This window comes from Pseudomonas sp. NFX15, assembly GCF_049132105.1.
GTDB lineage: Bacteria > Pseudomonadota > Gammaproteobacteria > Pseudomonadales > Pseudomonadaceae > Aquipseudomonas.
Genome location: NZ_JAFMPV010000006.1, coordinates 161,052 through 186,541 on the forward strand (window position 1 = coordinate 161,052; position 25,490 = coordinate 186,541).

Annotated in this window: 21 protein-coding genes and 2 pseudogenes; 7 read left to right on the top strand and 16 right to left on the bottom strand. The window is 60.4% G+C overall.

Translation table 11 applies throughout. From position 1 onward, the window contains the following. Positions 1–10: 10 nt before the first annotated feature. Entirely contained in the window at positions 11–967 is a 957-nt protein-coding gene (locus J1D76_RS09220) for an alpha/beta fold hydrolase (protein ID WP_421138000.1), read from the bottom strand. Between the two features lie 22 nt (positions 968–989). Then, the gene (locus J1D76_RS09225) at positions 990–2,444 is read right to left on the bottom strand and encodes a flavin-containing monooxygenase (protein WP_421138001.1); all 1,455 of its coding nucleotides are present in this window, start codon (positions 2,442–2,444) and stop codon (positions 990–992) included. Between the two features lie 199 nt (positions 2,445–2,643). On the opposite strand from J1D76_RS09225, the gene J1D76_RS09230 reads away from it, so the two are divergent. Next, positions 2,644–3,717, top strand: coding sequence for a diguanylate cyclase (locus J1D76_RS09230; RefSeq protein WP_421138002.1), 1,074 nt, complete (start codon positions 2,644–2,646; stop codon positions 3,715–3,717). A 77-nt stretch (positions 3,718–3,794) separates the two neighbouring features. Continuing rightward, on the top strand, positions 3,795–5,297 hold the full coding sequence (locus J1D76_RS09235) for an aldehyde dehydrogenase family protein (RefSeq protein WP_421138003.1): 1,503 nt from the start codon (positions 3,795–3,797) through the stop codon (positions 5,295–5,297). Positions 5,298–5,321: 24 nt separating this feature from the next. Here J1D76_RS09235 and J1D76_RS09240 read toward each other — a convergent pair. The 4 genes and pseudogenes from J1D76_RS09240 to J1D76_RS09255 form a co-directional block, all read right to left on the bottom strand. After that, positions 5,322–5,432, bottom strand: a pseudogene (locus J1D76_RS09240) (cyanate hydratase); the annotation flags it as partial. Between the two features lie 158 nt (positions 5,433–5,590). Continuing rightward, positions 5,591–5,920, bottom strand: a complete 330-nt coding sequence (locus J1D76_RS09245) for a hypothetical protein (RefSeq protein WP_421138004.1) — start codon at positions 5,918–5,920, stop codon at positions 5,591–5,593. 522 nt (positions 5,921–6,442) lie between these two features. Then, on the bottom strand, positions 6,443–6,946 hold the full coding sequence (locus J1D76_RS09250) for a GNAT family N-acetyltransferase (RefSeq protein ID WP_421138005.1): 504 nt from the start codon (positions 6,944–6,946) through the stop codon (positions 6,443–6,445). Positions 6,947–7,036: 90 nt separating this feature from the next. After that, positions 7,037–8,989 carry a DNA topoisomerase III gene (locus tag J1D76_RS09255; RefSeq protein WP_421138006.1) on the bottom strand — a complete coding sequence of 651 codons (1,953 nt, stop codon included), beginning with the start codon at positions 8,987–8,989 and terminating at the stop codon, positions 7,037–7,039. 253 nt (positions 8,990–9,242) lie between these two features. Here J1D76_RS09255 and J1D76_RS09260 point away from each other — a divergent pair, with 253 nt between their 5' ends. Beyond that, entirely contained in the window at positions 9,243–9,611 is a 369-nt protein-coding gene (locus tag J1D76_RS09260) for a DUF427 domain-containing protein (protein ID WP_421138007.1), read from the top strand. A 48-nt stretch (positions 9,612–9,659) separates the two neighbouring features. On the opposite strand, the gene J1D76_RS09265 is transcribed toward J1D76_RS09260, so the two are convergent. Next, positions 9,660–11,282: an MFS transporter gene (locus J1D76_RS09265; protein WP_421138008.1), complete on the bottom strand. Its 1,623-nt coding sequence runs from the start codon at positions 11,280–11,282 to the stop codon at positions 9,660–9,662. Positions 11,283–11,436: 154 nt separating this feature from the next. Continuing rightward, positions 11,437–13,086 (bottom strand): GMC family oxidoreductase, encoded by a 1,650-nt coding sequence (locus tag J1D76_RS09270; protein WP_421138009.1) that lies wholly within the window; start codon positions 13,084–13,086, stop codon positions 11,437–11,439. A 132-nt stretch (positions 13,087–13,218) separates the two neighbouring features. Between J1D76_RS09270 and J1D76_RS09275 the strand changes: the two genes are divergently transcribed. After that, positions 13,219–14,109 (top strand): LysR family transcriptional regulator, encoded by an 891-nt coding sequence (locus J1D76_RS09275; protein ID WP_421138010.1) that lies wholly within the window; start codon positions 13,219–13,221, stop codon positions 14,107–14,109. A 103-nt stretch (positions 14,110–14,212) separates the two neighbouring features. Here J1D76_RS09275 and J1D76_RS09280 read toward each other — a convergent pair whose 3' ends face one another. Together J1D76_RS09280 and J1D76_RS09285 are read right to left on the bottom strand one after the other, a co-directional pair. Continuing rightward, a complete protein-coding gene (locus J1D76_RS09280) occupies positions 14,213–15,310 on the bottom strand; it encodes a DNA alkylation repair protein (protein ID WP_421138011.1) in 1,098 nt (365 codons plus the stop codon). A 130-nt stretch (positions 15,311–15,440) separates the two neighbouring features. Continuing rightward, on the bottom strand, positions 15,441–17,249 hold the full coding sequence (locus J1D76_RS09285; RefSeq protein WP_421138012.1) for a monovalent cation:proton antiporter-2 (CPA2) family protein: 1,809 nt from the start codon (positions 17,247–17,249) through the stop codon (positions 15,441–15,443). A 194-nt stretch (positions 17,250–17,443) separates the two neighbouring features. Between J1D76_RS09285 and J1D76_RS09290 the strand changes: the two genes are divergently transcribed. After that, a complete protein-coding gene (locus J1D76_RS09290; protein WP_421138013.1) occupies positions 17,444–18,358 on the top strand; it encodes a LysR family transcriptional regulator in 915 nt (304 codons plus the stop codon). On the opposite strand, the gene J1D76_RS09295 is transcribed toward J1D76_RS09290, so the two are convergent. The 3 genes from J1D76_RS09295 to J1D76_RS09305 all read right to left on the bottom strand — a co-directional run bounded on the left by J1D76_RS09295 (position 18,348) and on the right by J1D76_RS09305 (position 21,704). Then, entirely contained in the window at positions 18,348–19,124 is a 777-nt protein-coding gene (locus J1D76_RS09295; protein ID WP_421138099.1) for a substrate-binding domain-containing protein, read from the bottom strand. The two genes, J1D76_RS09290 and J1D76_RS09295, sit on opposite strands and share 11 nt — an antisense overlap. Before the next feature lie 26 nt (positions 19,125–19,150). Next, positions 19,151–20,455, bottom strand: a complete 1,305-nt coding sequence (locus tag J1D76_RS09300; protein WP_421138014.1) for an MFS transporter — start codon at positions 20,453–20,455, stop codon at positions 19,151–19,153. 178 nt (positions 20,456–20,633) lie between these two features. Further along, positions 20,634–21,704 (bottom strand): diguanylate cyclase domain-containing protein, encoded by a 1,071-nt coding sequence (locus J1D76_RS09305; RefSeq protein ID WP_421138015.1) that lies wholly within the window; start codon positions 21,702–21,704, stop codon positions 20,634–20,636. A gap of 173 nt (positions 21,705–21,877) precedes the next feature. Here J1D76_RS09305 and J1D76_RS09310 point away from each other — a divergent pair, with 173 nt between their 5' ends. Together J1D76_RS09310 and J1D76_RS09315 are read left to right on the top strand one after the other, a co-directional pair. Further along, positions 21,878–22,216: an FKBP-type peptidyl-prolyl cis-trans isomerase gene (locus tag J1D76_RS09310; protein ID WP_421138016.1), complete on the top strand. Its 339-nt coding sequence runs from the start codon at positions 21,878–21,880 to the stop codon at positions 22,214–22,216. Continuing rightward, positions 22,209–22,688: an MEKHLA domain-containing protein gene (locus tag J1D76_RS09315; RefSeq protein WP_421138017.1), complete on the top strand. Its 480-nt coding sequence runs from the start codon at positions 22,209–22,211 to the stop codon at positions 22,686–22,688. The genes J1D76_RS09310 and J1D76_RS09315 overlap by 8 nt, the downstream gene beginning before the upstream one ends. 27 nt (positions 22,689–22,715) lie before the next feature. On the opposite strand, the gene J1D76_RS09320 is transcribed toward J1D76_RS09315, so the two are convergent. The 3 genes and pseudogenes from J1D76_RS09320 to J1D76_RS09330 all read right to left on the bottom strand — a co-directional run bounded on the left by J1D76_RS09320 (position 22,716) and on the right by J1D76_RS09330 (position 25,282). Next, positions 22,716–23,051 carry a hypothetical protein gene (locus J1D76_RS09320; RefSeq protein WP_421138018.1) on the bottom strand — a complete coding sequence of 112 codons (336 nt, stop codon included), beginning with the start codon at positions 23,049–23,051 and terminating at the stop codon, positions 22,716–22,718. Then, positions 23,048–23,794 (bottom strand): annotated as a pseudogene (locus J1D76_RS09325) (S-type pyocin domain-containing protein); the annotation flags it as partial. The gene J1D76_RS09320 and the pseudogene J1D76_RS09325, both read right to left, overlap by 4 nt. Positions 23,795–24,262: 468 nt before the next feature. Continuing rightward, positions 24,263–25,282 (bottom strand): branched-chain amino acid aminotransferase, encoded by a 1,020-nt coding sequence (locus J1D76_RS09330; RefSeq protein WP_421138019.1) that lies wholly within the window; start codon positions 25,280–25,282, stop codon positions 24,263–24,265. Between the last annotated feature and the right edge of the window lie 208 nt (positions 25,283–25,490).

A 25,490-nucleotide genomic window follows, 5' to 3' on the forward strand; every position in this document is an offset into this window, starting at 1 on the left:
GACTGCTTCCTCAATGCAGTCGTTGATCCTGTGGGCTCTCCGAGCGCAGTGATGCCAAAAACTCCCGATACAGGCGCGCCGAACCCGAGGGCGCTTCCACCATGGGCATGTGCCCGACCGCGTCCCAGATGTGCACGCGCAAATCGGCGATGCCTTTGCTCCAGACCGCCACGCTGCTGACATCGATCAAGCGGTCCTTGCGTCCCCACAGCAACAGCGCCGGCACAGTGATGTCAGGCAGATGCGGTTCCATCGGCGGGCTGGCGCGGAAATCTCGGAAGATTTCTTCCAGTTCCTCGCGCGATTGTTCGTAACGCTGGGCGACCGCATCGAGCACCAGTTTTGGCACCCACGGCGGCGAAGCCATGGTCATGGCGTAGAAGCGCCGGAATTCTTCGCGCGAGTGAATCAAAAACGGGTTGTGCCCCTTGGCCAAGTGCCGCTCAAGGTCACTGGGCTCGGGCGAGGTGACTCCGGCCGGGTCGATCAGCGCCACCGAAACGATGCGTTCCGGATACGTGGCGGCCAGCCACGCGGCCATGTAGCCGCCCATCGAGTTGCCGATGACATGGACTTTCTCGACGCCGCACACGTCCAGCAACTGGATCATTCGTTTGGCCTGAAGCGGGATGTCGTAGCCGCCGCCGGCCTTGAAACCGGTTTCGCCGTGGCCGGCGATGTCCGGGATGATCACCCGGTGGCTGCCGACGAAGTGCCGGGCGAAACGCAGCCAGAGGTTCTTGTCGGCGCTGAAGCCATGCAGCATCAGCACATTGCTGGTGGCTTCGTACGGCCCGCCTTGCCAGGTCGAGACGGTCATCTCGGGGATCGGCACAACGATTTTGTGCAGCCGATACAGCTTGGCTTCGGCCGCCATGTTCAGGTCGTAGAGCCAATAGCCGATGGCCGGGTAGGTCAGCCAACTCCAGACGACGAATACGGCGAGAACGACGAACAACAAAAGCATCACGCGTCTCCTTTCTATCTGCTCAGGACAAAATGTGATCGGCGGGTTTCAGCGCTCGGGTCAAGCGATGAAAGCTGAAACTGAACCCCGGAAACATGGCAATCACATGACCGCTCTTGCTTTGATACCAACTGTGGCAACCACCGGACTTCCACACGGTTCGTTCCATTTCCCGGTGGATCATTTCAGTGTAGGTACGTTCCGCCTCATGGCGAACTTCGATGCTGCGAAGACCTTGCGCCTTGAGGGTGCGAATGCAGTCGAGGATGTAATTCATCTGCGACTCGATGATGAACAGCGCCGAGGTGTGGCCGATGCCGGTGTTCGGCCCGGTGACGATGAACAGGTTGGGGAAGTCGGGCAGGGCAGTGCCGAGATAGGCTCGCGGATATTGCGCCCAGACGTCCTTGAGACGAGTGCCGTTCTTGCCGGTGACCGGGTAGGAAATCACCCCGTCGGTGGCGTCGTAGCCGGTGGACCAGACGATCAGGTCGACGTCGATGTGCTGGCCATCGGTGGTCACGATGCCGGTTTCGTCGAGGGAGGCGATGCCTTGTTCATGGCTGTGCAACGTCACGTTCTGCCGTGAGAGCGCCGGGTACAGCGTGCTGGACAGGATGACCCGCTTGCAGCCAATGGTGTAGTCCGGTGTCAGTTTGTGCCGCAGTTCGGCGTCCGGGACTTGGCGCTTGAGAAAACGCAGGGCCTGGCGCTGGACCATGTGCACGGCCGGCTTCGAATACTTGAAGGCGATCACCCGCGTCTCGAATTGCCAGTAGATGCCCCAGCGCAGCAGCTTGTAGGCAGGTTTGAGGCCCAGCAGCCAGCGCTGGAAACGGCCGAACGCGCGGTCGGGCCGCGGCAAGACCCAGTGCGGTGTGCGCTGGAACACGTGCAAGTGCCCGACATCCGGGGCAATTGCCGGAATGACCTGAGCCGCACTGGCGCCACTGCCGACGATGGCCACGGTTTTTTGCCGGTAGTCGTAGCAGTGGTCCCAGTTGTTGGTGTGAAACGTCTTGCCCTGAAAACGCTCCTGCCCGTCGAAATGCGGCACTACCGGTTGGCTCAGCGGGCCGGTGGCGTTGATCAGGAACTGCGCGCAAAACTCACCTTTGCCGGCGGTGTACACCGTCCAGCGCTTGTTGGCGTCATCCCATTCGACGCGCTCGACGTTGGCCTCCAGTTGCACCTTGTCACGCAGGCCGAAATGTTCCACCACGTGATGGGTATAGCAGTGCAGTTCCGCCTGCTCGGCGAACATCTGCGTCCAGCGAAACGGGGCGAAGGATAACGAATACAGCGGCGAGGGCACGTCGACGGCGGCGCCAGGGTAGGTGTTCTGGCACCAGGTGCCACCGAAGAAGCTGCGTCGCTCCAGCAGACGAAAATCGTCGATGCCGGCCTTGAGCAGATTGATCGCGGCGCACTGGCCGCCAAATCCACTGCCGATGATCAATACGTGAAAGGTCTGCATGGGCCTCCTCTTATGGTCATTGATCAACCCCTCCTTTCATGTATAGCCGGTTCTGCGGGCAAGGCTTTTGCTTTTACGCACCCGTGATGAACAGATATTCAGGCCGCCAGTCGGTGATGGCTATTTAACCTCGCCCTGATAGACTCCAGCGCACAGGCACAGGCTGAAATCGAATTCCATCGAGTAGTACAGAGGGTGTATGGAAAACGCGGGAGGAAAGGGATTTTCACTGGCCAGGAGGCTTTATGTATCGCGAATCCTGGGGGTAGCCCTCGGGCTGGTGTGCGTGGTCGCGGCGATGTACCCCCTCGATCCGCCGCCCTGGGTGTGGGGATTCATGTTGTTCAACGGCCTGCTCTGGCCGCACCTGGCCTATCAATGGTCACGCCGGGCCGGGAAGCCTTATCACGCCGAATACCGCAATCTGCTGATCGATACCTTTCTTGGCGGCTTCTGGATTGCGGCGATGCATTTCAACCCGCTACCCACCGCGACCACCCTGTCGATGATGGCCATGAATAACGTGGCGATCGGCGGCCTGCGCTTCCTGCTGGCCGGGTTGGCCGTTCAAGTGCTGGGCGTCGGTGTGGGCCTGCTGATTTTCGCGCCAGCATTTATTCCTGCCACCAGTGCGATGCAACTCTATGCCTGTTTGCCCCTGCTGTGCCTGTATCCGCTGGCGCTGGGCTGGATCTGCTTTCGCCAGGCCCACAGCCTCGGCCGTCGCAAGCGTGAATTACTGGCACTGAGTCGCACCGACAGCCTGACAGGCCTGCTTAACCATGGCACCTGGAAGGACCAGTTGGAGATCGAATTTCAGCGTTGCAAACGTCAGCAAGAGGGCGGGGCAATCGCGCTCATCGACATCGACCATTTCAAATCCATCAACGACACCTACGGCCATGTGGCGGGCGACATCGTATTGCGACAGCTGAGCAAGATGCTCAAGCAGAACCTGCGAGCCACCGATGTGGCGGGGCGCTACGGGGGTGACGAGTTTTGCGTGATCCTGCCGGACCTGCCGCTGAACCGCGCTGCTGCCGTCATGGATGCCCTGCGCGATCGCTTCGCTACGTTGGGCTATGAACAGGACCCGGCGCTGCAAGTCAGCCTGAGCATAGGCCTGGCGGCATTCAACCCGGCCCACACCGACGCCACCCTGTGGCTCAACGACGCCGACCAGGCGCTGTACCAAGCCAAGACCACCGGGCGTAACCGGGTGATCTGTTGCAGTGATCAGCCGCCGTCGCAACCCGTGCTCGACTCGGTGTAGGCGCCGGCCCGTAGCGTGACGCTCCGAGTAATTTGCTATACATTTTCCGGCCGCCCACTGCATGGTGTAATCGCTTCATGTCTCTTGCGCTCGAACGTCTAGTCGCTGGCACGCCGATCCCTTTCGCCGGTAATCGTGTCTCTGTCGTCAGCCCCGAACTGGCGGCACGCTTCCAGCCCGGTGACCACCTGCTGGTGGAGCAGGTCAGTGGCGAATTGCTGCTGATTCCGGTGGCAGACCAGCAAGCGGCCAGTGTGGCGATCGAGCGTGCGCAAGCGGCGTTTGCCGCGTTGTCGGCGGTGTCCGATCAAGCAATCAGCGACTTCTTCGACCGGTTTTCCCAACGCCTGGAAACCCCGGAGTGCTGGGCCTCGATCGAAGCCGCCAACCTCGCCGACATCGAGCGAGCCAAGGCGCGCGGTCGTTCGACCACCCGCTTGTTGGCCGATGAACGCATGCGTCGCGACATGATCGCTGGCTTGCGCGCCTGGCGTGATGCCTCGGCCAGTCGCGGCAAAGTCATCAGTTGCGTCGAGCACGAGGGCTGGAAAGTCGAACAAGTGGTCTCGCCGCTGGGCATCGTCGCGTTCGTCTTCGAAGGCCGACCGAATGTGTTTGCCGATGCGGCCGGTGTCTTGCGCACCGGCAACACGGCGGTGCTGCGCATTGGTAGTGATGCCTTGGGCACTGCTCAGGCGATTGTCACCCACGCGCTAAACCCTGCGCTGAGCGATGCCGGCCTGCCGGCGGGTGCGGTGTCGCTGGTGGAAAGCGTCAATCATGCCGCCGGTTGGGCGATGTTCGCCGACCGGCGCCTGTCGCTGGCGGTGGCCCGTGGTTCGGGTCGCGCCGTCAGCCAGTTGGGCAGCATCGCCCAGCAGGCCGGCACGGCGGTCAGCCTGCACGGCACCGGCGGCGCCTGGCTGATCGCCAACAACGACGCCGATGCCGAGCGCTTTGCCGCCGTGGTGCGCAACTCCCTGGACCGCAAGGTCTGCAACACCCTGAACGTGTGCCTGATTCATCGCGACCGCGCCGCTGAACTGGTGCCGTTGTTCCTCGACGCCCTCACGCAGGCCGGTACCGCACGGGGCCAGGGTTGCAAACTGCACATCGTCGAAGGCAGCGAGGCACACCTGCCACAAGACTGGCTGGACGCAACCGTCCAGGTGTATCGCGCCGAAGGCTATCAGTCCGAGGCGCAGGCCGAGTCGTTGCCGGAAGATCAACTGGGTCGTGAATGGGAGTGGGAAGAAACCCCGGAAGTCAGCCTGAAGATCGTTGACGACCTGGACAGCGCCATTGCCTTGTTCAATCGCTACAGCCCGCAATTCACCGTGTCCTTGATCAGTGAAAGTGCCAACGCTCACGAGCGCTTCTACAACGCGGTCAACGCGCCTTTTGTGGGCAACGGGATCACCCGTTGGGTCGACGGCCAGTATGCGCTGAACAAGCCGGAACTGGGGCTTTCGAACTGGGAGAACGGGCGCCTGTTTGCACGCAGTGCGATTCTCTCGGGGGATGGCGTGTTCACCGTTCGCAGCCGCATGACCCAGGTCGATCTGGGCGTCAAACGCTAGGATGTTGTTGCCAGTGACCGTCGAGGTAATGACGGCGCGGGAACCGCCTTCCGGATTTTTGACTTTTTTCATGTCGAGCTTGAAGTTGATCACGCTGGTGATGCCGTCGCCGAACTGCTCATGAACCAGGGCCTTGCCCGCGAATGCGGTGTATCAGTTGGTATGGTTTTACCTGACACACCGCATTCGCGAGCAGGCTCGCACCTACAGTTGGTTTCTGTACAGGCATAAAAAGGCCTGCTCCTTGTTGGGAGCAGGCCTTGTTTTTAACCCGTTAGTAATGACTTGTTTAATTAGTAGAGCCGGTCAATCACCCGAACTTCACTCTGGTTCTGCATCGAGGCCCAAGCCTGTTTCAGGGTTTGCAGAACATTACCGATGAAGTCCTTGTCGGCTGCGGCCTTCTTGCCGACATAGCCCTGGCCGCGACGGTACATCTTCAGTCGGGCCAGCAGGTTCTGGTTGTTCTGGTCGAACTCTGCTTCATGGGCGTGCGGCGACAGGCAGTCGATATGAACCTGGCCACACTTGCTGATCCAGAGAATGTGGCTGTCGAGGCTGTCTTTCTTGGCAGCGAACATACGAGCCAGTTCATCGATAGTTGGTTGATTGTTCAGATTCATCATAAAGCCCCTTGACCAATTGGTGATCTTTCAAAGTTGATTCGCTAATACAGGTAGCCCATCGGTTAGTTGATCCCTGGCACCGAAACCAGGACGTCAGCGTTCGACCGCCTTATCGGGCGGGGTCCTGCGTCTGTTGCATGTAGTCGTGTTGAATAACTGCTACGCGTTAGCGTCACAACGAAGAGAAGCGGCGAGAACCTTCAGGCCACTGCCGACGTTTTCAGGGTCGGCCACAAGCTTCATGAGGATTGCTCGCCAAGTCTTCTCGCCCTTGTACTGGACGTTCAGGCCAGGTCAGCTTCTTCAATCTGCCTTGTGGGCAGCGTGCATCCGGAAAAAAACAGCTCGGCGGTCAGACGAGCTTGCTCAAACATGTTGCTACTCCCGATCGGGGAGATGTCTGCATCATGCAAGGGCAAATCGGAGGCGTCAACGGTTTTGTAGTGATTTTTTTTGAGCACTACATATTGTCGGACAAAGCCGTTCGGAATTAGAACTCGAAGCGCGAAGGGGTGTCGTTCAGGACGATAACGACGAGGACTGGAAGCGGTAAAAAGTGCACGGATGACGGTCAACCACCTGCTGATGCAGGGTGAAAGAACCGGTGTAGAGCGCTGGCATCACACCGGCCCAGAACAGCCGGGCGGGCTGGTTGGCGTCGATATGGAAAATTTGCCATTCACCAGGGAGCTGATTCAAGAGAGTGGAAATGACAAATCGCGCGACACCCTGGCCACGCCAACGTCGAATGACAAACAGATAGCCGATGTTGTAGTGGGCGCCAGGCAGATGGGTCTGGTTATCCACGGTCACGAAACCGGCCAGCTCACCGTCGACCTTGATCAAGAAGGGGCGGGTGGCCGGGTTTCGCCAGTAGTCGGACATCGGCTGGAGATTGAAAAAACCGTGTTCGCCCAGATTCAACGGCAACCATTCGCTGAAATCGTAGGTGTAGAACTGCATCAGGTTCTCGATAGTTTCCAGTTCATCGCGTTGGGCGGCGTGCAGATCGATCGCAGGCATACGGGTGGCTCCTGTCTCGGTCAGACAAGGATAGATCGTGCGACGAGCTTTCTGTGGCGAGGGGTTTGCTCCCTCACCACAAGGGCCGTGTCAGGCTTGCGGTTTGCTCGCTGGTTTTGCCCTGCGCTGGGTACCGCTCGCGGGTTTGCGGGTACTGGCCTTGCGTTTTTTCTTCCACGGGGCGGCGGCGGAGCCACTGGGCGGCGGGCCGCTGATGTTCAGGCTCAGCCCGGCGCAACGGCTGACTTGCTTGCTCATCCACGCGGCCTGTTTGGTGACGAACTCCTCAAGGCTCATTTCACCGCTTTGCACCATGTCCAGGGCCTGTTCCCAGATCGCTGTGGTGCCCGGGTCGGCGATGGCCCGCGGCACGGCGTCAATCAGGCTGAACGCGGCGGGCGTCGCGGCCAGGGCCTTGCCATGCTTGACCAGATAACCACGATCGAGCAGGCCCTGGATGATCGATGCACGGGTCGCTTCGGTGCCAATACCGGTGGTGTCCTTGAGCTTTTGCTTGAGCAGCGGGTCTTCCACCAGTTTGGCGACGTTCTTCATCGCCTTGATCAGATCGCCTTCGGTGAACGGCTTCGGTGGTTGCGTCCAGAGGTCCTTGAGTTGCACGCCGGCCACCGCACAATCGATGCCTTCGGCCAGATTGGGCAGCGTTTGCGGCGCCGGGGCTTCACGTCCCTTGCTCGGTGCCAGCGCTTCGGGCAAGGCGCGTTTCCAGCCTGCCTCGATGATCTGCTTGCCGACCGCGCGCAGGGCTTCGCCGGCGCAGTCGAAGTCGGCCTGGGTGCGGTCGTATTCGTGATTGGGCAGGAATTGCGCCAGATAGCGGGCGCGAATCAGCGTGTAGACCGCGCGCTGTTTGCCCGCCAGACGTTCGAGATTCTTCGCCGCGGCGGTGGGGATGATGCCGTGGTGAGCGCTGACCTTGGCATCGTTCCAGGCCCGTGAACGGCGTTGCGGATCGAGGTGATCGTGCAAGGCGTTCAGCGCCGGATCGGCCTGGCGCAGCGCCGCCAGAATGCCTGGCGCCTCGCTGTGCTGGCTCAGTGGCAAGTAGCCGCAATCACTGCGCGGATAGGTGATGACTTTGTGGGTTTCGTACAGTGCCTGGGCGATGTCCAGGGTTTCCTGGGCACCGAGGCCGAGCTTCTTCGAGCAGACTTCCTGTAGCGTGCCCAAGTCGAACGGCAGCGGCGCCACTTCGCGCATCCGCTCGGTGCGCAGCTTGATCACCCTTGCACTCGCGGCGCCTTGCATAGCCTCGGCTGCTTTTTGCGCCAGCGATTGTTTAAGACAGCGATCCTGATCGTCGCAAACCTCGGAGGCCGCTCGCCATTGCGCGGTGAACGCGGTGCCGTTGTGCAGCAGTTGCACGTCGATGGCCCAATAGGGGACGGGAACGAAATCGGCAATGCTGCGATCGCGGTCCACCACCAGGCGCAAGGTCGGCGTTTGTACCCGGCCAACCGGCAACACGCCTTGATACCCGGACTGGCGGCCGAGCAGGGTGAACAGCCGGCTCATGTTCATGCCGATCAGCCAGTCGGCGCGGGAGCGACCGAGTGCCGAGTGATAGAGGCTGAAGGTTTCCACGCCCGGCTTGAGCGCCGCCAGGGCCTTGCGGATGGACGCGTCGTCCAGCGCCGACAGCCACAGTCGGCGGATCGGCCCGCGGTAGCGACAATGCTCCACCAGCTCGCGGGCGATCATCTCGCCTTCGCGGTCGGCGTCCGTGGCGATGATCAGTTCTGACGCTTCGCCGAGCAGGCGCTTGACCGCCTTGTACTGGCTGGCGGTGCGCGGCTTGACGGTCATCTTCCATTTGTCCGGGATGATCGGCAGGTCGGCCAGCACCCAGCGTTTATAGCGCGCGTCGTAGGCATCCGGCGGTGCGGTTTCCAGCAGGTGGCCGATGCACCAGGTCACCGTGACGTCCGTTCCCAGCCAGCAGCCATCGCCCCGGCGCTTGGCGCCGAGCACTGCCGCAATGTCTTTGGCCTGGGAAGGTTTTTCACAGAGGTACAGCCGCATAACCACCAACGTCGATCTATGTGCGAGAGGTGCACAGAATGGCGTGTGATGCGCGCTTGAGCAATCATTATCTGGATGGATGTACAGCTTTTTGTGTCGCTCCCGTTCGGCTGCGAAGCCGTCGCGAAGCTCAAACTTGGGTTATACCTGATGAATCGTGGTTTCAGGTTTGGGGCCGCTGCGCCGCCCATCGCGGGCAAACCAGGCTCCACATCGATTTGCAGGTCCTTCACCGTCATGAGGAACGTTTTCCATGAAAAGCTCCGGTCCTAGCCCTGTCATCACTATCGCCGAGCAACCCGGCTGCCTGTTGGTAAAGTTTCACGGCATTCAAGTGGCCGCCTCGGCGCGGGCCCTGGTGTTGCTGGAGGCCAATTACCCGCCGGTGTATTACGTGCCCCGCGAGGACATCGACGAAAAATATTACGCCCGCACCGACCACACCAGCTATTGCCCGTACAAGGGCGATGCCAGTTATTTCAGTTTGCAGGTGCCGGGACATGAAGGCGCCAACGCGGTGTGGAGCTACGAGAACCCCAAAGTGTCGGTCGAGCAGATCCGCAATTATGTGGCGTTCTACCCCGATCAGGTGAAGTTCGAATTGCTTGATGCCGAAGTCTGATCGCCGATGCGTGGCGAGAGAGCCTTGCTCCCTCGCCACGGCGGTTAATCAGTTCTTGTCGAGGTCGACGTTGCGCGTCTCACGCAGGCACAGCATCCCCACCACCAGGCTCACCGCGGTAATCACCACCGGGTACCAGAGCCCGTAGAAAATATCCCCGGTGTACACCACCAACGCAAACGACACGGTTGGCAGGAAGCCGCCGAACCAGCCGTTGCCAATGTGATAGGGCAGGGACATCGAGGTGTAGCGGATGCGGGTCGGGAACAGCTCGACCATCAACGCGGCCAGCGGGCCGTAGCACATGGCGGAAATGATGATCAGCGCGACGATCAGCGCGACGATCATCGGTTTGTTGATCTGTTGCAGGTCGGCTTGTGACGGATACCCGGCCAACGTGACGGCACCGCGCAAGGCGGCTTCGTCGAAGCCATCGATCTTCACATCGCCGACGCTCACCTGCACACCGCTGCCCGCCGGCGCGACGGCGCTGTGATACGGCAGGCCTTGCTTGACCAGGAAGGTCTTGACCTTGTCGCACGGGCTGTCGAATTTGGCCTTGCCCACCGGATCGAACTGGAAGGTGCAGGTGGCCGGGTCGGCCATCACGGTGATCGGCGCCTGGCGGCTGGCCTGGTCGATGGCGGGGTTGGCGTAGTGGGCCAGGGTCTTGAAGATCGGGAAGTACAGCGCGGTGGCCAGCAGCAGGCCGAGCATCAGCACAGGTTTACGTCCGACCTTGTCCGACAGCCAACCAAAGAAAATGAAGAACGGTGCGCCGATGATCACGCTGACAATCAGCAAGCCGTTGGCCAGCGCCGGGTCCATTTTCAGGAACTGGGTGAGGAAGAACAGCACGTAGAATTGCGCGGCATAGAAGGTCACCGCTTGCCCGGCATTGATGCTGAACAGCGCGATCAGCACCACCTTGAGGTTTTCCCATTTGCCGAAGGAATCGCGAATCGGCTGCTTGCACAGCTTGCCTTCCTCTTTCATTCTCACGAAGGCCGGCGACTCGTGAAGGCTCAGGCGAATCCAGGTCGAGATGCCCAGCAGCACGATGGAAAACAGGAACGGGATGCGCCAGCCCCAGACTTCGAACTGATCGCCGGTGAAGTAGCGGCAGCCCAGCACCACCAGCAATGACAGCAGCAGGCCGAGGGTCGCAGTGGACTGAATCCAACTGGTGTGGAAACCACGTTTGCCAATCGGCGCGTGTTCGGCGACGTAAGTGGCGGCGCCGCCGTACTCGCCACCAAGGGCCAGGCCCTGGAGCATGCGCAGCACCACGAGGGTGATCGGCGCGGCGATACCGATGCTGGCGTAGGTCGGCAGCAGACCGACACAGAACGTCGCCAGGCCCATGAGGATGATGGTCGCGAGGAAGGTGTACTTGCGTCCGATCATGTCCCCCAATCGGCCGAACACCAGCGCGCCGAATGGCCGGACGATGAAGCCGGCGGCGAACGCCATCAGCGCAAAGATGAACGCCGTGGTGTCGTTGACACCGGCGAAGAACTGCTTGCTGATCACTGCCGCGAGGGCGCCGTAGAGGAAAAAGTCATACCACTCGAAGACTGTCCCGAGGGACGAAGCGAAGATGACTTTCTGCGTATCGTGACTGGTACCGGCGCTGCGCACGGCTTCCAGGGGCTGAACGTGTTCTGACATACCGGTATCCCTCACAGTGATTTTTTTTGTTGTTCCACTGGTGTTGCGTATTCCATTTCAGGGGTAATGCTCGATGTCCGTGAATCTGATGCGGTCCTTGTGGGAGCGAGCCTGCTCACGATGGCGGTGGGTCAATCAACGAAGATGTTGACTGTCATTCCGTCATCGCGAGCAGGCTCGCTCCTACAGGGATTGTGTTTGCAGCGGAGGTGAGGATCATCTGCGCCGCCTTCTCGGCAATCATCAATGTTGGCGAGCAGGTGTTGCCCGAGGTGATGCGCGGCATGATCGAAGCATCGGCGATGCGCAGGCCAGGGATGCCACGGACCTTGAGTTGCGCATCGACCACGGCATCGGCGTCGTTGCCCATGCGGCAGGTGCCCACCGGATGGAAAATCGTGGTGCCGATTCGCGCGGCGGCTTCGTGCAGTTGTTCTTCGCTTTGCAGGCTGTCGCCAGGCAGGTATTCCACCGGATTGAAGGCGCGCAGGGCTGGCGCGGCGACGATGCGCCGGGTCAGGCGGATGGCGTCGGCGGCGACGCGCAAATCTTCCGGGTGGCTGAGGTAGTTGGGCTGGATCAGCGGTGCTTCTTGCGGATTAGCCGAGCGGATTTCCACCCGGCCGCGGCTCTGCGGGCGCAGGTCGCAAACCGAAGCCGTGAACGCCGGGAACGCATGCAGCGGTTCGCCAAAGCGCTCCAGCGACAGCGGTTGCACGTGATATTCGAGGTTGGCCGAGGTCTGTTCCGGCCCCGAACGGGCAAACGCGCCGAGTTGACTCGGGGCCATGGACAGTGGGCCGCTGCGGTCATACAGGTAGCGCAGGCCCATGCCCATCTTGCCCCACAGGCTGCCGGCGATCTGGTTCAGGGTGCGGGCGTTTTCCAGTTTGTAGATCAGCCGCAGTTGCAGGTGATCCTGCAGGTTGCCGCCAACGCCTGGCCGTTCATGGGCGACGCCAATGCCCAGCCGCTCCAGCAACGGGCGCGGGCCGATGCCCGAGCGTTGCAGGATGCCCGGCGAACCGACCGAGCCGGCACACAGGATGATTTCCTTGCGCGCTTTGAAGGTTTTCGCCTGGCCTTGCCAGCGAGCGCTGACCGCCGAAGCGCGGCCGTTGTCCAGCAGCACGCGGTCGACTTCGACCCCGGTCAATACGGTGAGATTGGGACGTTGGCGCACCGGTTTCAGAAACGCCTTGGCCGCGTTCCAGCGGATGCCGGCCTTCTGATTGACCTGGAAGTAGCCGCAGCCTTCGTTGTCACCCTGGTTAAAGTCATCGAGGTTGGCGATACCGCTCTGTTCGGCGGCGCTGCGGAAGGCGTCGAGAATCGGCCATGACAGGCGCTGGCGTTCGACCCGCCATTCGCCTGCAGCGCCGTGAAATTCGGCGGCACCGGCAAAGTGGTTTTCGCTCTGCTTGAACAGCGGCAGCACGTCTCGCCAGCTCCAGCCGGGATTGCCGTCGGCAGCCCAGCCATCGTAATCGCCGGCCTGGCCGCGCATGTAGATCATGCCGTTGATCGAGGAACAGCCACCGAGCACCTTGCCGCGTGGATAGCTCAAGGCGCGGCCTTGCAAGCCGGGTTGTGCCTCGGTCTTGAAGCACCAGTCGGTGCGCGGGTTGCCGATGCAGAACAGGTAACCCACGGGAATGTGAATCCACGCATAGTTGTCGCGGCCGCCGGCTTCGAGCAACAACACGCGATGTTGCGCATTGGCCGATAGTCGATTGGCCAGCAAACACCCGGCCGGCCCGGCGCCGACCACGACGTAATCGAATTCATCGAGGGAATTTTGCATCCCTGACCTCGTTTTGTTGTTCTTGTTGCCTGTCATCCTAGTGGTTGGCTTTCGTCAAAAGAATGTTAGTTTTTGCGCAGCCGCTGTGCGTTTTCAAACAGCATCCCGAACGCCAAAGCACAAGGACGCTTCATGTTCGACTGGAATGACCTGCGGTTTTTTCTCGAATTGCAGCGCAGCGGGCGTTTGCTCACGGCTGCCCGGCGCTTGAACACGACCCATGCCACGGTGGCGCGGCACATCGAGGCGATTGAAAAGAGTCTGGGTACGGCGTTGTTCGTCCAGCATGCCCAGGGTTACGAGATGACCCCGGCTGGCGAGGCGTTGCTCAAACACGCCGAGGCGATGGAGAACGTGGCGCTGCTGGCCCAGGAGGAAATCACCCAGTCCACTGCGCCGCTGGGCAAGATCCGCGTCGGGGTGACGGAAGGGCTGGGCATCATGTTCCTGGCCAGTCGCATGAATGGCTTGTTCGAACGCTATCCGGGGCTGGAAGTGGAACTGGTGGCGGTGCCGCGCTTTGTCAGCATTCTCAACCGCGAGGCAGAGATCAGCATCCACCTCGAACGCCCGGCCGCCGACATGCTGGTCACCCGCAAGCTCACGGACTATCGCCTGGCGTTGTATGCCAGCCAGGACTATCTCGACCGCTCGCCACCGCTGCGCAGTCGCGAAGACCTGGCGCGTCATGCCTGGATTGGCTACGTCGATGACTTGTTGTTCAGCCAGGAGCTGATGTTCCTCAACAGCTTTTGCCGCAACCCGCAGGTGGTGTTTCACAGCACCAGCGTGATCGCCCAGCAGCAAGCAGCGCGTTCAGGGCTGGGGATTGCCGTGTTGCCCTGTTATATGGCCGGCGGTGACCCGGGGCTGGTGCCGCTGTTGCCGGATGACAGTATTCAGCGCAGCTACTGGATCAGTACCCGGCGTGAATTGCACAAGTCGGTGCGGTTGCGGGTGTTGTGGGATTACGTGGTGGAGTTGTGTGAGCGCGAGCAGCCATTGTTGTTGGGCGGCGTCTAAGCGGGCGCCTTCGCTGGCAAGCCAGCTCCTACATTGGAATGCGTTGCCCTTGTAGGAGCTGGCTTGCCAGCGAAGGCTTCCCATCCAATTCACATCCTGAGGTTCAACCGAGAATCTCGAACGCCGTACTGGCCAACCGCTGCCCATTGACCATGATGTGCACCGGGTGCCGCCCCGCATAATGCCGACGCGTGGTCAACGCCTTGATCTGCTGGCCACGGCTGACGGTTTCGATGGCGTTGCCGGGCAGCGTCAATGCCTTGAGCTTGAACACCTTCGCCGACGTGCTGCCATTGGCCTTGACGTAATCGATGGCGTAGTCGATCACCAGGCGCTGGCTGCTTTCAACGGTGGATTTGAGCGCGAACGACAGGGTGATTTTCTCTCCCAGGCCAATCACCGGCGGTTCGACTTTCACATCGGTAATTTCGATCTCAGGCTTGCCGCCTGCGCCGATGATCGCCAGTGCCCGCTGGTTGCCCTGTTTGATCAGGCTGCGCAGGGCGTGTTTGGCGATCCACGCGGTGTGCCGGTTGTCCAGCGACCAGCCTTCGATCAGGTCCAGCACCCACCCGGGATGATCCTTGGTGATGTCGTTGAGGTGGTTGGCCACGGACTTGCGCACATACAGGCTGGGGTCGGCCTTGAGGTTGTCGAGGATGCCGGCGGCCAACCGTGGATCGGCTTGCACCGGTTCCAGGCGAAACGACCAGGGCAGGCGCGGCCGGCAGCCTTCACTGGCCAGGCGCCGTACGTGTTCGTTGGCGTCCAAGGACCAGTCGTGCATCAATTCGAGCGAGCGCTCGAGGTCGCGGCGCAGGAAGTGGCGGATCGCGAATTCCGAAGAGCCGAAGGCGGTGAAGTACTTCAAGGCGTCCATCGAGACGTCGAACGCGTGGGCGCCATAGCTGGCGACGTACTGCGGCAGGCACATGCTGACGAAGCCGCTGTTCAGGCGCGGGGCGAGGGCACGCAGCACCTGCAGCGACGCTTCATAGTCCAGCGGCAACACGGCGTGCAAGCACTCGCTGACCCGGGCCATGCGCTGCATCACGCTGAGGTCGGCCAGGCCGGTTTGCGCCAGCGTCAGGAAGCGCTTGGCCTCGAACGCCGGGTAGACCGCCATCATCTCGGTGGCGATGTGCCGCAGGCGCTCGGCGTTGAAAATTTCCTTGAGGGCGGGGGCAGGGTGGTCAGCCATGGTGGTTCCCTGGTAATTGTTGTTGATCCATCACACCGCGTTATCGTTCTTCGCTGGCAAGCCAGCTCCTACAGGATTGCGATGGACTTGTAGGAGCTGGCTTGCCAGCGAAGAGGTTCTCAAACTGACCTCAATTCTTGCCTGCTTGCTCTTCCAGCTGATCCGACTCAAACAGCTTCGCCAGCTCCGCTCGCGCTTCCTGCGCCGTTTGCAGCACCTTCACCGCGTCGTCATACACCGCATGTTGGGCTTCGAGCACCTCTTCGTCGTGCTGCTTGAAACGCTTGATCCGCGCATCGGCCTGGGCCTGGGTCAGCCCAAGCCCGATCAGCGTTTGCCGGCTCATTTCCAGGCTCGAATAAAACGTCTCGCGCACGGCGTGCGCGCCGACGTCCATCAGCCGATGCACGTGCTGGCGGTTACGGGCACGGGCGATGATTTTCATGTGCGGGTAGAGCTTGTGCACCAGTTCGGCGGTCTTGATGTTGGTGTCCGGGTCGTCGGTGGCAATCACGAAAAACTCGGCTTCACCGACCTTGGCCGCGTGGAGGATTTCCGGGCGCATCGGGTCGCCGTAGAACACCGGCACGCCGCCAAAACTGCGGGACAGCTCGATGGTTTCCACCGAGGTGTCGAGGGCCACGAACTTGATGTTCTGCGCGCGCAAGATACGCGAAACAATCTGGCCCATGCGGCCCATGCCGGCAATCACCACCCGCGGTGCGTCGGCGTCGATCTCCCGAAACTTTTCCGGCACAACCACCGGTTGCACCTTCGGGCTGACCAGGCGGGCGCACACCAGCAGCAACAGTGGCGTCACGGCCATCGACAGGGTGATGGTCAGCACCAGCAGGTCATACAGTTGTGCGGCGAACAACCCATGATCGCGCCCGATCTTGAACACCACGAAGGCAAACTCACCGCCGGCCGCCAGCACAATGCCCAGGCGTATGGCACTGACCTTGTTCAGGCCGCCAGCCAGGCGACCGACAACGAACAGCAGCGGCAGCTTGATTGCGATCAGCAACAGGGTCAGGCCCAGCACTGCAATGGGCATGCTCAGCAACAGGCTGAGGTTCGCACCCATGCCAACGCTGATGAAAAACAGACCGAGCAACAAGCCCTTGAAGGGTTCGATCTGGGCTTCCAGTTCATGGCGATATTCGGAGTCCGCCAGCAGCAGGCCGGCGAGGAAGGCACCCAGGGCCATGGAGATACCCGCCAGTTCCATCAGCCAGGCCGTGCCAATTACCACCAGCAACGCCGTGGCGGTGGAAACCTCTGGCAATGCGGTTTTGGTCACCACGCGAAACACCGGCCGCAGCAGATAACGCCCGCCGATCACCACCACCGCGATGCTGATCAACACTTGCAGGCCGTGGTTCAGGTCTTCGCTGGCGGTGGTGCTGTGATCGCCACCCGCCAGCAAGGGCACCATAGCGATCAACGGGATTGCGGCGATGTCCTGAAACAACAGGATCGCGAACGCCAGCCGCCCGTGGGGGCTGGTCAGTTCCTTGCGTTCAGCCAGGCTTTGCAGGCCGAACGCCGTGGACGACAGCGCCAGGCCCAGGCCGAGGACAATCGCCGTGTTCAACGGCTGGGCAAACACCCACAACGCCACCACGCCAATCACCGAGCCGGTCAGCAAAACCTGTGCCAGACCGACGCCGAACACCGATTTGCGCATGACCCATAAACGTCGCGGCGACAATTCCAGGCCAATGATGAACAACAGCAGCACCACGCCGAGTTCGGAAATGTGCGCCACGCTTTGCGGATTGCCGATCAGGCCCAGCACCGACGGGCCGATGATCACGCCGGCGAACAGGTAACCCAGCACCGCCCCCAGTTGCAGGCGCTTGGCCAACGGGACGATGAGCACGGCTGCCATCAGGAACACGACAGCGGCTTGTAGCAGGTTGCCTTCATGGGGCATGAGAAAACTCCAGGACTCGGTACAGCGGGCTGACAAGAATTAAGGCTGGGTTCAGTGAAGATCCACTGCGGGAGCGTTCCTGTGGGACCGAGCCTGCTCGTGAAGGCGGAAGTCCCGTCGACAAAGCATTGCATCAATTGGTTACATTAATAGAATAACCGGATCAATCGATCTGTTGTTCCCGAGTAATCCCCATGGCCATCAATTTCGACCTCAATGACTTGCAGGCTTTCCGTGCGGTGGTCGAGCAGGGCAGCTTTCGCAAGGCCGCCGATACGGTGCGTATTTCCCAGCCAGCCCTGAGCCGGCGGATCGAAAAGCTTGAGAACGCCCTGGGTGTGAAGCTGTTTGAACGCACCACGCGCAAGGTCAGCCTGACCCAGGCCGGTCGCGGCTTCATCCCTAGCGTCGAACGTCTGCTGGACGACCTGGACGTGGCATTGCTGGGTATCAGCGAGGTGGCCTCGACCCGGCTCGGGCATGTCACCGTCGCCTGTGTACCGTCGGCGGCCTACTACTTCATGCCGCGGGTGATCGCGCACTATCACCGGCAATTTCCGCGGATCAAGGTCAAGGTTCTCGATTCCAGTGCCCACGAAGTGTTGAGCGCGGTGGTCAATGGCGAAGCGGATTTCGGTCTGAGCTTCATGGGTACGCTGGAGGCCGAAGTGGACTTCGAACCCCTGGTGCAAGAAGGGTATGTGGTGGCGTGCCGGCGCGATCACCCGCTGGCGGGGCGTAGCAGCGTGACCTGGGACGAATTTTATCAGCAGGATTACATCTCGCTGGATAAAACCTCGGGTAACCGTTTTCTGCTGGACCAGGCGCTGACCGGCGTGGTGCCCAAGCGTGCGAGTGTCTGCGAAACCCGTCATGTGACGACCATGATCGGTCTGGTAGAGGCGGGTCTGGGCGTGGCGGCAGTGCCGTTGATGGCGATGCCGGCAGCGGACCACCCGATCCTGACGCGGGTGGCGCTGACTGATCCGCAGGTGATGCGCAGCGTTGGACTGATCAAGCGCCGGGGTCGAACATTGACCCCGGCAGCACTGGAACTGGAGCGACTGGTGGTGGAAATGAAAGTCCCGCAAACCGCTCTCAACGACTGACCGAGTCCAGCCCGGTGGCTTTTACGTCCGGCTGAGCCTGGGCCGAGGCCATGTATGCCAGCAGGGCCCGGGCTTCGGCCGGGTGCCGGGCACCCACCGGGATACCGGCGGCGAAGCGGGTGACCGACTGCACTGATTCCGGAATCTTCGCCACGAAACTCACCCCCGGCACCGGCAACAATTCGCTGACCTGCTGGAAGCCCAATTGATAGTCGCCGGTGGCAACCACCGAGCCCACGGGGATTTTCGGTACCATCGTCGATTTGCCCTTGAGCTGATCCTCGATGCCCAGGCGCTTGAACAACTGCTGCTCGATGTACACGCCACTGGCGCTGTCGGAGTAGGCCACGGATTGAGCGTCGAGCAGGGTTTGCTTCAGCTTGTCGACGGAGCTGATATCGGGCTTCGGTGCGCCTTCGCGAACCACCAGGCCAATCCGCGAATCGGCCAGTTCGACCCGGGACGCCGGGTCGACTTTGCCCTGCTTGATCAAGTCGTCCAGCGCGTAGCCGACCATGATCACCACGTCGGCTTGTTCACCGCGGGCCAGGCGATTGGGAATCGCCTCTGGCGCCTTGCCCATGGAGGGGCCGAGCTCGGTGTCGAGGGTATTGCCGGTGGCGGCAGCGAATTTCGGGCCGAGGATCTTGTAGGCCGCCGTGAAGCCACCGGAGGTCATCACACGGATCTCTTCGGCCTGGGCCATGCCGCTCAAGCCCAGGCTGGCCACCAACGCGAGGGCGGCAAATGTGCACCGTTTGTTCATGTTCATGTTCTCGATAAAAGGCAGGTTCATGAAACCACCGGTTGCAGGGGATTGGAGGCGCGGCGATAGAGCATCAGCGTGGCGCACAGGGCGCACACCGCGGCAAAGCTCATCCAGTAACCCGGCGCCGCCTTGTCGCCGGTGTACTGGATCAGCAGGGTCGACATCGCCGGGGTGAATCCGCCGAACACTGCGGTGGCCAGGCTGTAGGCCAGGGAAAAACCGGCGACCCGCACGTCGACCGGCATGATCTCGGTAAGGGCCGGGATCATCGCGCCGTTGTACAGGCCATAAATGAATGACAGCCACAACAACACCAGCAGCATGTGCAGGAAACTTGGCGCGTTGACCAGGTACGTCAGCGCCGGGTAGGTCGTGGCGATGGCCAGCAAGGCCATGGCGATCAACACCGGTCGGCGACCGATACGGTCAGAGAGGGCGCCGCCAATCGGCAGCCAGATGAAGTTCGAGACGCCCACCAGCAATGTCACCAGCAGCGCATCCGCTGTACTCAGGTGCAGCACGGTTTTACCGAAGGTCGGCGCGTACACCGTGATCAGGTAGAACGCAGTGGTGGTGAGGGCGACCATCATCATGCCCGCGAACACAATTACCCAGTTTTGCCCCAGGGTGCGGAACACTTCACCCATGCTCGGGCGATGTTTACGGGTGGCGAACGCTTCGGTTTCTTCCAGGTTGCGGCGCAGCAAAAAGATGAACGGCACGATCATGCAACCGACGAAAAACGGAATCCGCCAACCCCAATCGGCAATCACACTCGGCGCCATCCACTGGTTCAAGGCATAGCCCAGTGCGGCGGCGACGATGATCGCCACTTGCTGGCTACCCGACTGCCAACTGGTAAAAAAGCCCTTGCGGCCGGGGGTGGCGATTTCGGCGAGATACACCGAAACCCCACCCAGTTCCGCGCCGGCGGAAAAACCCTGCAGCAGCCGTCCGATCAGCACCAGGGCCGGTGCGAACAGACCGATGGTTTCGTAGCCGGGCACCAGCACAATCAGTATGGTGCCGCTGGCCATGATCGACAGGGTCACGATCAAGCCTTTGCGACGGCCAACGTCGTCGATATAGGCACCCAGCACCACGGCGCCCAATGGACGCATCAAAAAGCCTGCGCCGAACACCGCGAAGGTCATCATCAGCGAGGCGAATTCGCTGCTGGCCGGAAAGAATACGCCAGCGATCTGCGTGGCATAGAAACCAAAAAGGAAGAAGTCGAACTGTTCGAGGAAGTTACCCGAGGTGACCCGGAAAATCGCACTGGCCCGGGAGCGACCGGCAGTCGCGGGCCGTTGGATTGATGCTGTCATTTGACGTGTACTCCACCGCTTTTATGACGTGTGCCGACTGGACGCTGCGCACGGTTCTTATTGAGGCGGATAGTGGAGCAGGGGCATCGATATGTTAATTGCATTGTTGGCATGCATTGATGCGTGAGGCGGATCAATGCATTCAATGGCGGGCCCGTGCGTGGCCCGGCGGTTGCATTCAAACCCGCGAATGACTCTGCGTTTCGCCGCCCAACCGGTACTGATTGTTGCCGCTGCGCTTGGCCTCGTACATCGCCAGGTCGGCAATGTGCAGCAAGCGGTCAATGCTCGGAGCGTGGTCGGGGAATACCGCGACGCCGAGGCTGGTGCCGATGTGGCGCTGGTCGTTACCAACGGCGACAGGCGGGGAGAGTTCGACGAAAATTTTCTGGCAAATGGTGCGCGCTTCGTCTTGCAGGCTTTTGCCTGGAGGCAGGTTCTGGAGGATGACCACGAATTCGTCGCCGCCGATCCGGGCGACTGTGTCGGTGCCGCGCAGGATACGCTTGAGCCGCGTGGCGGTGGTGACCAGCACGCGGTCGCCGGCGGCATGGCCATAACGGTCGTTGATGGCCTTGAAACCATTGAGGTCGACAAACACCAGCGCCACCCGCTTGGCACTCTGGCGCGCAAGCTCCAGTGCTTCGGACAGGCGCTCTTCCAGTACCAGGCGATTGGGCAGGCCAGTCAGCGGATCGAAATGGGCCAGGTGCTTGAGATGGTTGGCCGAGGCCTTTTCTTCGGTGATGTCGCGCACCACGCCCATCATCTTGATGGTGTCGTCCTGCTCATTCTTGACCACATTACCGGTCTCGCGCAGCCAGCGGAGGGTGCCGTCGGGCCAGACCACGCGGTATTCCTCATCATGGTTTTCGCCGGTTTCCAGGCAACGCAACTCGCCGGCGCGAACCCGTAGCCGGTCGTCCGGGTGCACGCAGGAGCAAAACAGCGCGTAGGAGGGCGTGACCTCGCCGATCTTGAACCCGAACATGCCGAAAATCGCCTCCGACCAATACAACCGGTCGGTGTCGACATCCCAGTCCCAGGTGCCAATCCGGGCGAAATACTGGCTGCGCTTGAAGCGCTCTGCATCGCCGTCCTGGTGGATGTTGCGGCTCTCGGACAGGCTGCTGATGATCGCGCGATGTTCCGCCAGTTGCTGCTGCAGCGAGCGTTCGCGCCAGATCAACACGATGACCAGGGTGAGCGCGAGCAAACCAAAGAGGACGCTGGTCCAGAGCAGGATCATTCGGGGATGGCCATCAGGACAGTGAACCGTACGGGTAATGGTTGATTTTAAAAGTTCAGCCGACCCCTTTTGACCCAGCGCATGCAGGCCCCGGAGGTTGCCAATCGAGGGTAAATCTGGGAAAACGACGCCCATCAGCCCCTTTAGGGCGAATGAGCATACGAGTGAATCCAATGAATGACGAGCTTCAGGTAATCGATCTTCAGGCGGGTGACGGAAAAGCCGCGGTAAAAGGCGCACTGATCACCACCCAGTACCGTGGCTGGCTGGAGGATGGCACCGAGTTCGACTCTTCCTACAGCCGTGGCAAACCGTTCCAGTGCGTGATCGGCACCGGTCGCGTGATCAAGGGTTGGGACCAGGGCATCATCGGCCTGCAGGTCGGCGGCAAGCGCAAGCTGCTGGTGCCGGCGCACCTGGCTTATGGCGAACGCACCCTGGGCAAGATCACGCCGAATTCCAATCTCATCTTTGAAATTGAACTGCTCCAAGTGCTGACGCGCGATGACTGACCGCGAGCACGAGTACGCCACCGCGCTTGAGCGGCTGGATGCGTCCTATCGGCACTGGACTGGCGAACAGCTGCCATCCCCTCCGGCGCTGAGCACACCTGAACGCCTGCACTGGCTGCACGCCCACGCGCCTTACAGCCTGTTGGCCCACGGTACCGAAGTCGATCCGCTGTTCTTCTACGGCAATGAACAGGCGCTGGCGTGCTTCAAATACCCGCGCTCGGAATTTCTCGGCATGCCCTCAAGGTTCAGCGCCTCACCTCTGGACCGCGCCCTGCGCCAGACCTTGTTGGAACAGGTTACGGCCCATGGCATCGCGCACGGCTACAGCGGTTATCGGGTAGATCGGCAGGGCAATGCCTTCATGATTCATGAAGGCAAGATGTGGACGCTGGTCGATCATCAGGGGCAGCACATGGGGCAGGCGGCGTTGTTCTGGCCGGATGCGGAGCGGGTTGGGGTGTTGGGTTGAGCGTCAACCACTGCGGACCTCGGTGGATCAGGTGAACATCTCGATATCATCAAGCGTGTCCGCAGTGATTGCTTCCAATGATGGAAACTTCAACTTCACCCGTTCAAATGCTGGAGTGACTTTATCAAGATTAATCTCACCAAACCTGCGAGCAATGTGTCCAAGCGCCGTGACGGCAGCAGCCGTTTCAGACTCGGATCCGCTTTCGAGATAACCAAGGCAGGTGTCCTGAGCCCAGACGCGATCCTCTTCATTGAGGCCAATCGAGACCAGCGCATGGACAACGTTTGCGTCTAGATGACTGGCGAGAAGGCGTACGGCTTCATCGTGATTGACTGAAGGATCCTGGTAGATACGGGTCACTTTTTAGCTCCGAGAACGTTGCCTTTATTGTCGACTTTTTGAGCCTTAATCAATGCGTTTTTCATGTCTTGATGGAGTTTATCCCAAGGTCTGACGTGACCGTGGTAAACGTCCCCCCCTGTACGGTCAAAAACGACGAATTCTCCAGTTTCCGGATCTACGGAAATTCGGCGAGGTGATGTTGGTTTTACCTGCACCGAGTTATCTAGTGCATCCTGCCCATTTGCTGGACCTTTACTTTTGATAGCCGAATCAGTTTTGCCGTGGTAGCTGGCAGCATCAAATTCCAATGAAAAGACGATGTAAAGCGGCTTTATGCCCGAACCCGATGGAAATACGAGAATGAAATCTTTGTATTCGGGAGGATATATCGGGTTGACGATAATGCTGTCAGCCATTGGGGTAGGCGGATAGATCCATATATGAGGTGCTCGCGGAGGAGCTTCGAGTGGTGGAACTGGGGACGTTGAGCTCGGATCGGTGGCAGGGGTCCAAATCAATGTTATTCCGCTGCCGAAATCAGCTATGTATTCGGAACCCTGAGCCTTGAAGGTTACGACTGGAATCATCTCCCATTCGCGACGCGTCTGGGTGTTGAAACCATAACCTTTCAACGTGCCGTCCTGCTGCTCTTCGACTCGCAATCGTACGCGCGTACGTGCGTGCTTCAATTCCCTGAGCTGATCCTCCGTGTACAAGGCACTATCGCCCAGATTGGAGGGAGCCAACAACGCGACGATTCCGTTCGGTGATGCCCATCACCGGTAGGAGGGGCCCCACACTTTCGGAATGTCCTTTTCACGCACAGTTTGTATCCTTGTCTCAGCATTCAGAGCGGAGACAAAGTTATTACACCTGTATTTACTTGGATGTAGGACCGCTCTGAAATTTTTCATTAAATGTTGTATCTAAGCATTAAATGTCGCCGCTTGAACCTTTCTAGCCTCACTCGGACGAAACTTCACGAAACAGCGGAATCCGCACGTTCAAGACTTGTAGGAGCCAGCTTGCTGGCGAAAAAGGTTTTGGATTTTGTGTGGTTTTGAGGACGCCTTCGCTGGCACATCCAACATCCACATCGCCCGACACACCGCCTTCGCTGGCAAGCCGGCTCCTACAGTGCTGCGGTGTGTCAGGACAGGCGCCTCGCTGGCAACAAAAAGCCCCCCATCGGTCACCCGATGGAGGGCTTTTTTGTGGCTGGCGTCAGGTCAGACCTTGACGATCCAGCCTGCTGGCGCTTCGATGTCGCCGGTTTGCACGCCGGTCAGCTCTTTGTAGAGCTTCTGGGTGATCGGGCCGACTTCGGTCTCGCTGTGGAACACGTGCAGGTGGTCGTTGTAGCTGATGCCGCCAATCGGCGTGATCACGGCAGCGGTGCCGCAGGCGCCGGCTTCCTTGAAGTCCGACAGTTTGTCGATCAGCACGTCGCCTTCGATCACTTCCAGGCCCAGACGCGATTTGGCCAGTTCGATCAGCGACAGGCGGGTGATGCCCGGCAGTACCGACGGCGAGTTCGGGGTCACGAACTTGTTGTCGTGGGTGATCCCGAAGAAGTTGGCCGAACCGACTTCCTCGATCTTGGTGTGGGTCATCGGATCCAGGTAGATCGCGTCGGCGAAGTGGGCTTTCTTGGCCTTGGAACCCGGCATCAGGCTGGCGGCATAGTTGCCACCGACCTTGGCGGCACCGGTGCCTTGTGGCGCGGCGCGGTCGTAGCTGGAGATCTGGAAGTTATGCGGGGTCAGGCCGCCCTTGAAATAGGCGCCGACCGGGATGCAGAAGATCGAGAAGATGAACTCGGGCGCAGTGCGCACGCCGATGTTGTCACCCACGCCGATCACGAACGGACGCAGGTACAGCGCGCCGCCGGTGCCGTACGGCGGAATGAAACGCTCGTTGGCGCGAACCACGGCTTTACAGGCTTCGATGAACTGCTCGGTGTCCACCGTCGGCATCAGCAGGCGGGCGCAGCTGCGCTGCATGCGCAGGGCGTTCTGGTCCGGGCGGAACAGGTTGATCGAGCCGTCCTTGCAACGGTAGGCCTTCATGCCTTCGAAGCATTGCTGGCCATAGTGAAGGGCAGTGGAACCTTCGCTGATGTGCAGCACGTTATCTTCGGTCAGGGTGCCTTTGTCCCATTCGCCATTGCGAAAGTACGACAGATAGCGCTTGTCGGTCTTGATGTAGTCAAAACCCAGCTTGTCCCAATTGATGCTTTCGTTACCCATGACACCCTCTATCACTTAACAACCGCCGAAACGGTTCAAGGCTTCTGACGTTTTTCCGGATGGGCACAACAATACTTCATTCCGGGCCCATTTCGCAGCCCAGATTGCGTTCTCTGTAGGAGCTGGCTTGCCAGCGAAGGCGGTCGTTCATTCTACAAGTTTGTCGACTGATCCGACGATTTCGCCGGCAAGCCGGCTCCTACAGGTC

What these genes read in the sequence shown, in the direction of transcription:
- J1D76_RS09295 (WP_421138099.1), bottom strand. Translation starts at nt 19,124, where the DNA reads ATGAACAAACGGTGCACATTTGCCGCCCTCGCGTTGGTGGCCAGCCTG.
- J1D76_RS09260 (WP_421138007.1), top strand. Translation starts at nt 9,243, where the DNA reads ATGAAAAGCTCCGGTCCTAGCCCTGTCATCACTATCGCCGAGCAACCC.
- J1D76_RS09235 (WP_421138003.1), top strand. Translation starts at nt 3,795, where the DNA reads ATGTCTCTTGCGCTCGAACGTCTAGTCGCTGGCACGCCGATCCCTTTC.
- J1D76_RS09300 (WP_421138014.1), bottom strand. Translation starts at nt 20,455, where the DNA reads ATGACAGCATCAATCCAACGGCCCGCGACTGCCGGTCGCTCCCGGGCC.
- J1D76_RS09270 (WP_421138009.1), bottom strand. Translation starts at nt 13,086, where the DNA reads ATGCAAAATTCCCTCGATGAATTCGATTACGTCGTGGTCGGCGCCGGG.
- J1D76_RS09305 (WP_421138015.1), bottom strand. Translation starts at nt 21,704, where the DNA reads ATGATCCTGCTCTGGACCAGCGTCCTCTTTGGTTTGCTCGCGCTCACC.
- J1D76_RS09245 (WP_421138004.1), bottom strand. Translation starts at nt 5,920, where the DNA reads ATGAATCTGAACAATCAACCAACTATCGATGAACTGGCTCGTATGTTC.
- J1D76_RS09310 (WP_421138016.1), top strand. Translation starts at nt 21,878, where the DNA reads ATGAATGACGAGCTTCAGGTAATCGATCTTCAGGCGGGTGACGGAAAA.
- J1D76_RS09220 (WP_421138000.1), bottom strand. Translation starts at nt 967, where the DNA reads ATGCTTTTGTTGTTCGTCGTTCTCGCCGTATTCGTCGTCTGGAGTTGG.
- J1D76_RS09280 (WP_421138011.1), bottom strand. Translation starts at nt 15,310, where the DNA reads ATGGCTGACCACCCTGCCCCCGCCCTCAAGGAAATTTTCAACGCCGAG.
- J1D76_RS09275 (WP_421138010.1), top strand. Translation starts at nt 13,219, where the DNA reads ATGTTCGACTGGAATGACCTGCGGTTTTTTCTCGAATTGCAGCGCAGC.
- J1D76_RS09265 (WP_421138008.1), bottom strand. Translation starts at nt 11,282, where the DNA reads ATGTCAGAACACGTTCAGCCCCTGGAAGCCGTGCGCAGCGCCGGTACC.
- J1D76_RS09250 (WP_421138005.1), bottom strand. Translation starts at nt 6,946, where the DNA reads ATGCCTGCGATCGATCTGCACGCCGCCCAACGCGATGAACTGGAAACT.
- J1D76_RS09315 (WP_421138017.1), top strand. Translation starts at nt 22,209, where the DNA reads ATGACTGACCGCGAGCACGAGTACGCCACCGCGCTTGAGCGGCTGGAT.
- J1D76_RS09225 (WP_421138001.1), bottom strand. Translation starts at nt 2,444, where the DNA reads ATGCAGACCTTTCACGTATTGATCATCGGCAGTGGATTTGGCGGCCAG.
- J1D76_RS09330 (WP_421138019.1), bottom strand. Translation starts at nt 25,282, where the DNA reads ATGGGTAACGAAAGCATCAATTGGGACAAGCTGGGTTTTGACTACATC.
- J1D76_RS09285 (WP_421138012.1), bottom strand. Translation starts at nt 17,249, where the DNA reads ATGCCCCATGAAGGCAACCTGCTACAAGCCGCTGTCGTGTTCCTGATG.
- J1D76_RS09255 (WP_421138006.1), bottom strand. Translation starts at nt 8,989, where the DNA reads ATGCGGCTGTACCTCTGTGAAAAACCTTCCCAGGCCAAAGACATTGCG.
- J1D76_RS09230 (WP_421138002.1), top strand. Translation starts at nt 2,644, where the DNA reads ATGGAAAACGCGGGAGGAAAGGGATTTTCACTGGCCAGGAGGCTTTAT.
- J1D76_RS09290 (WP_421138013.1), top strand. Translation starts at nt 17,444, where the DNA reads ATGGCCATCAATTTCGACCTCAATGACTTGCAGGCTTTCCGTGCGGTG.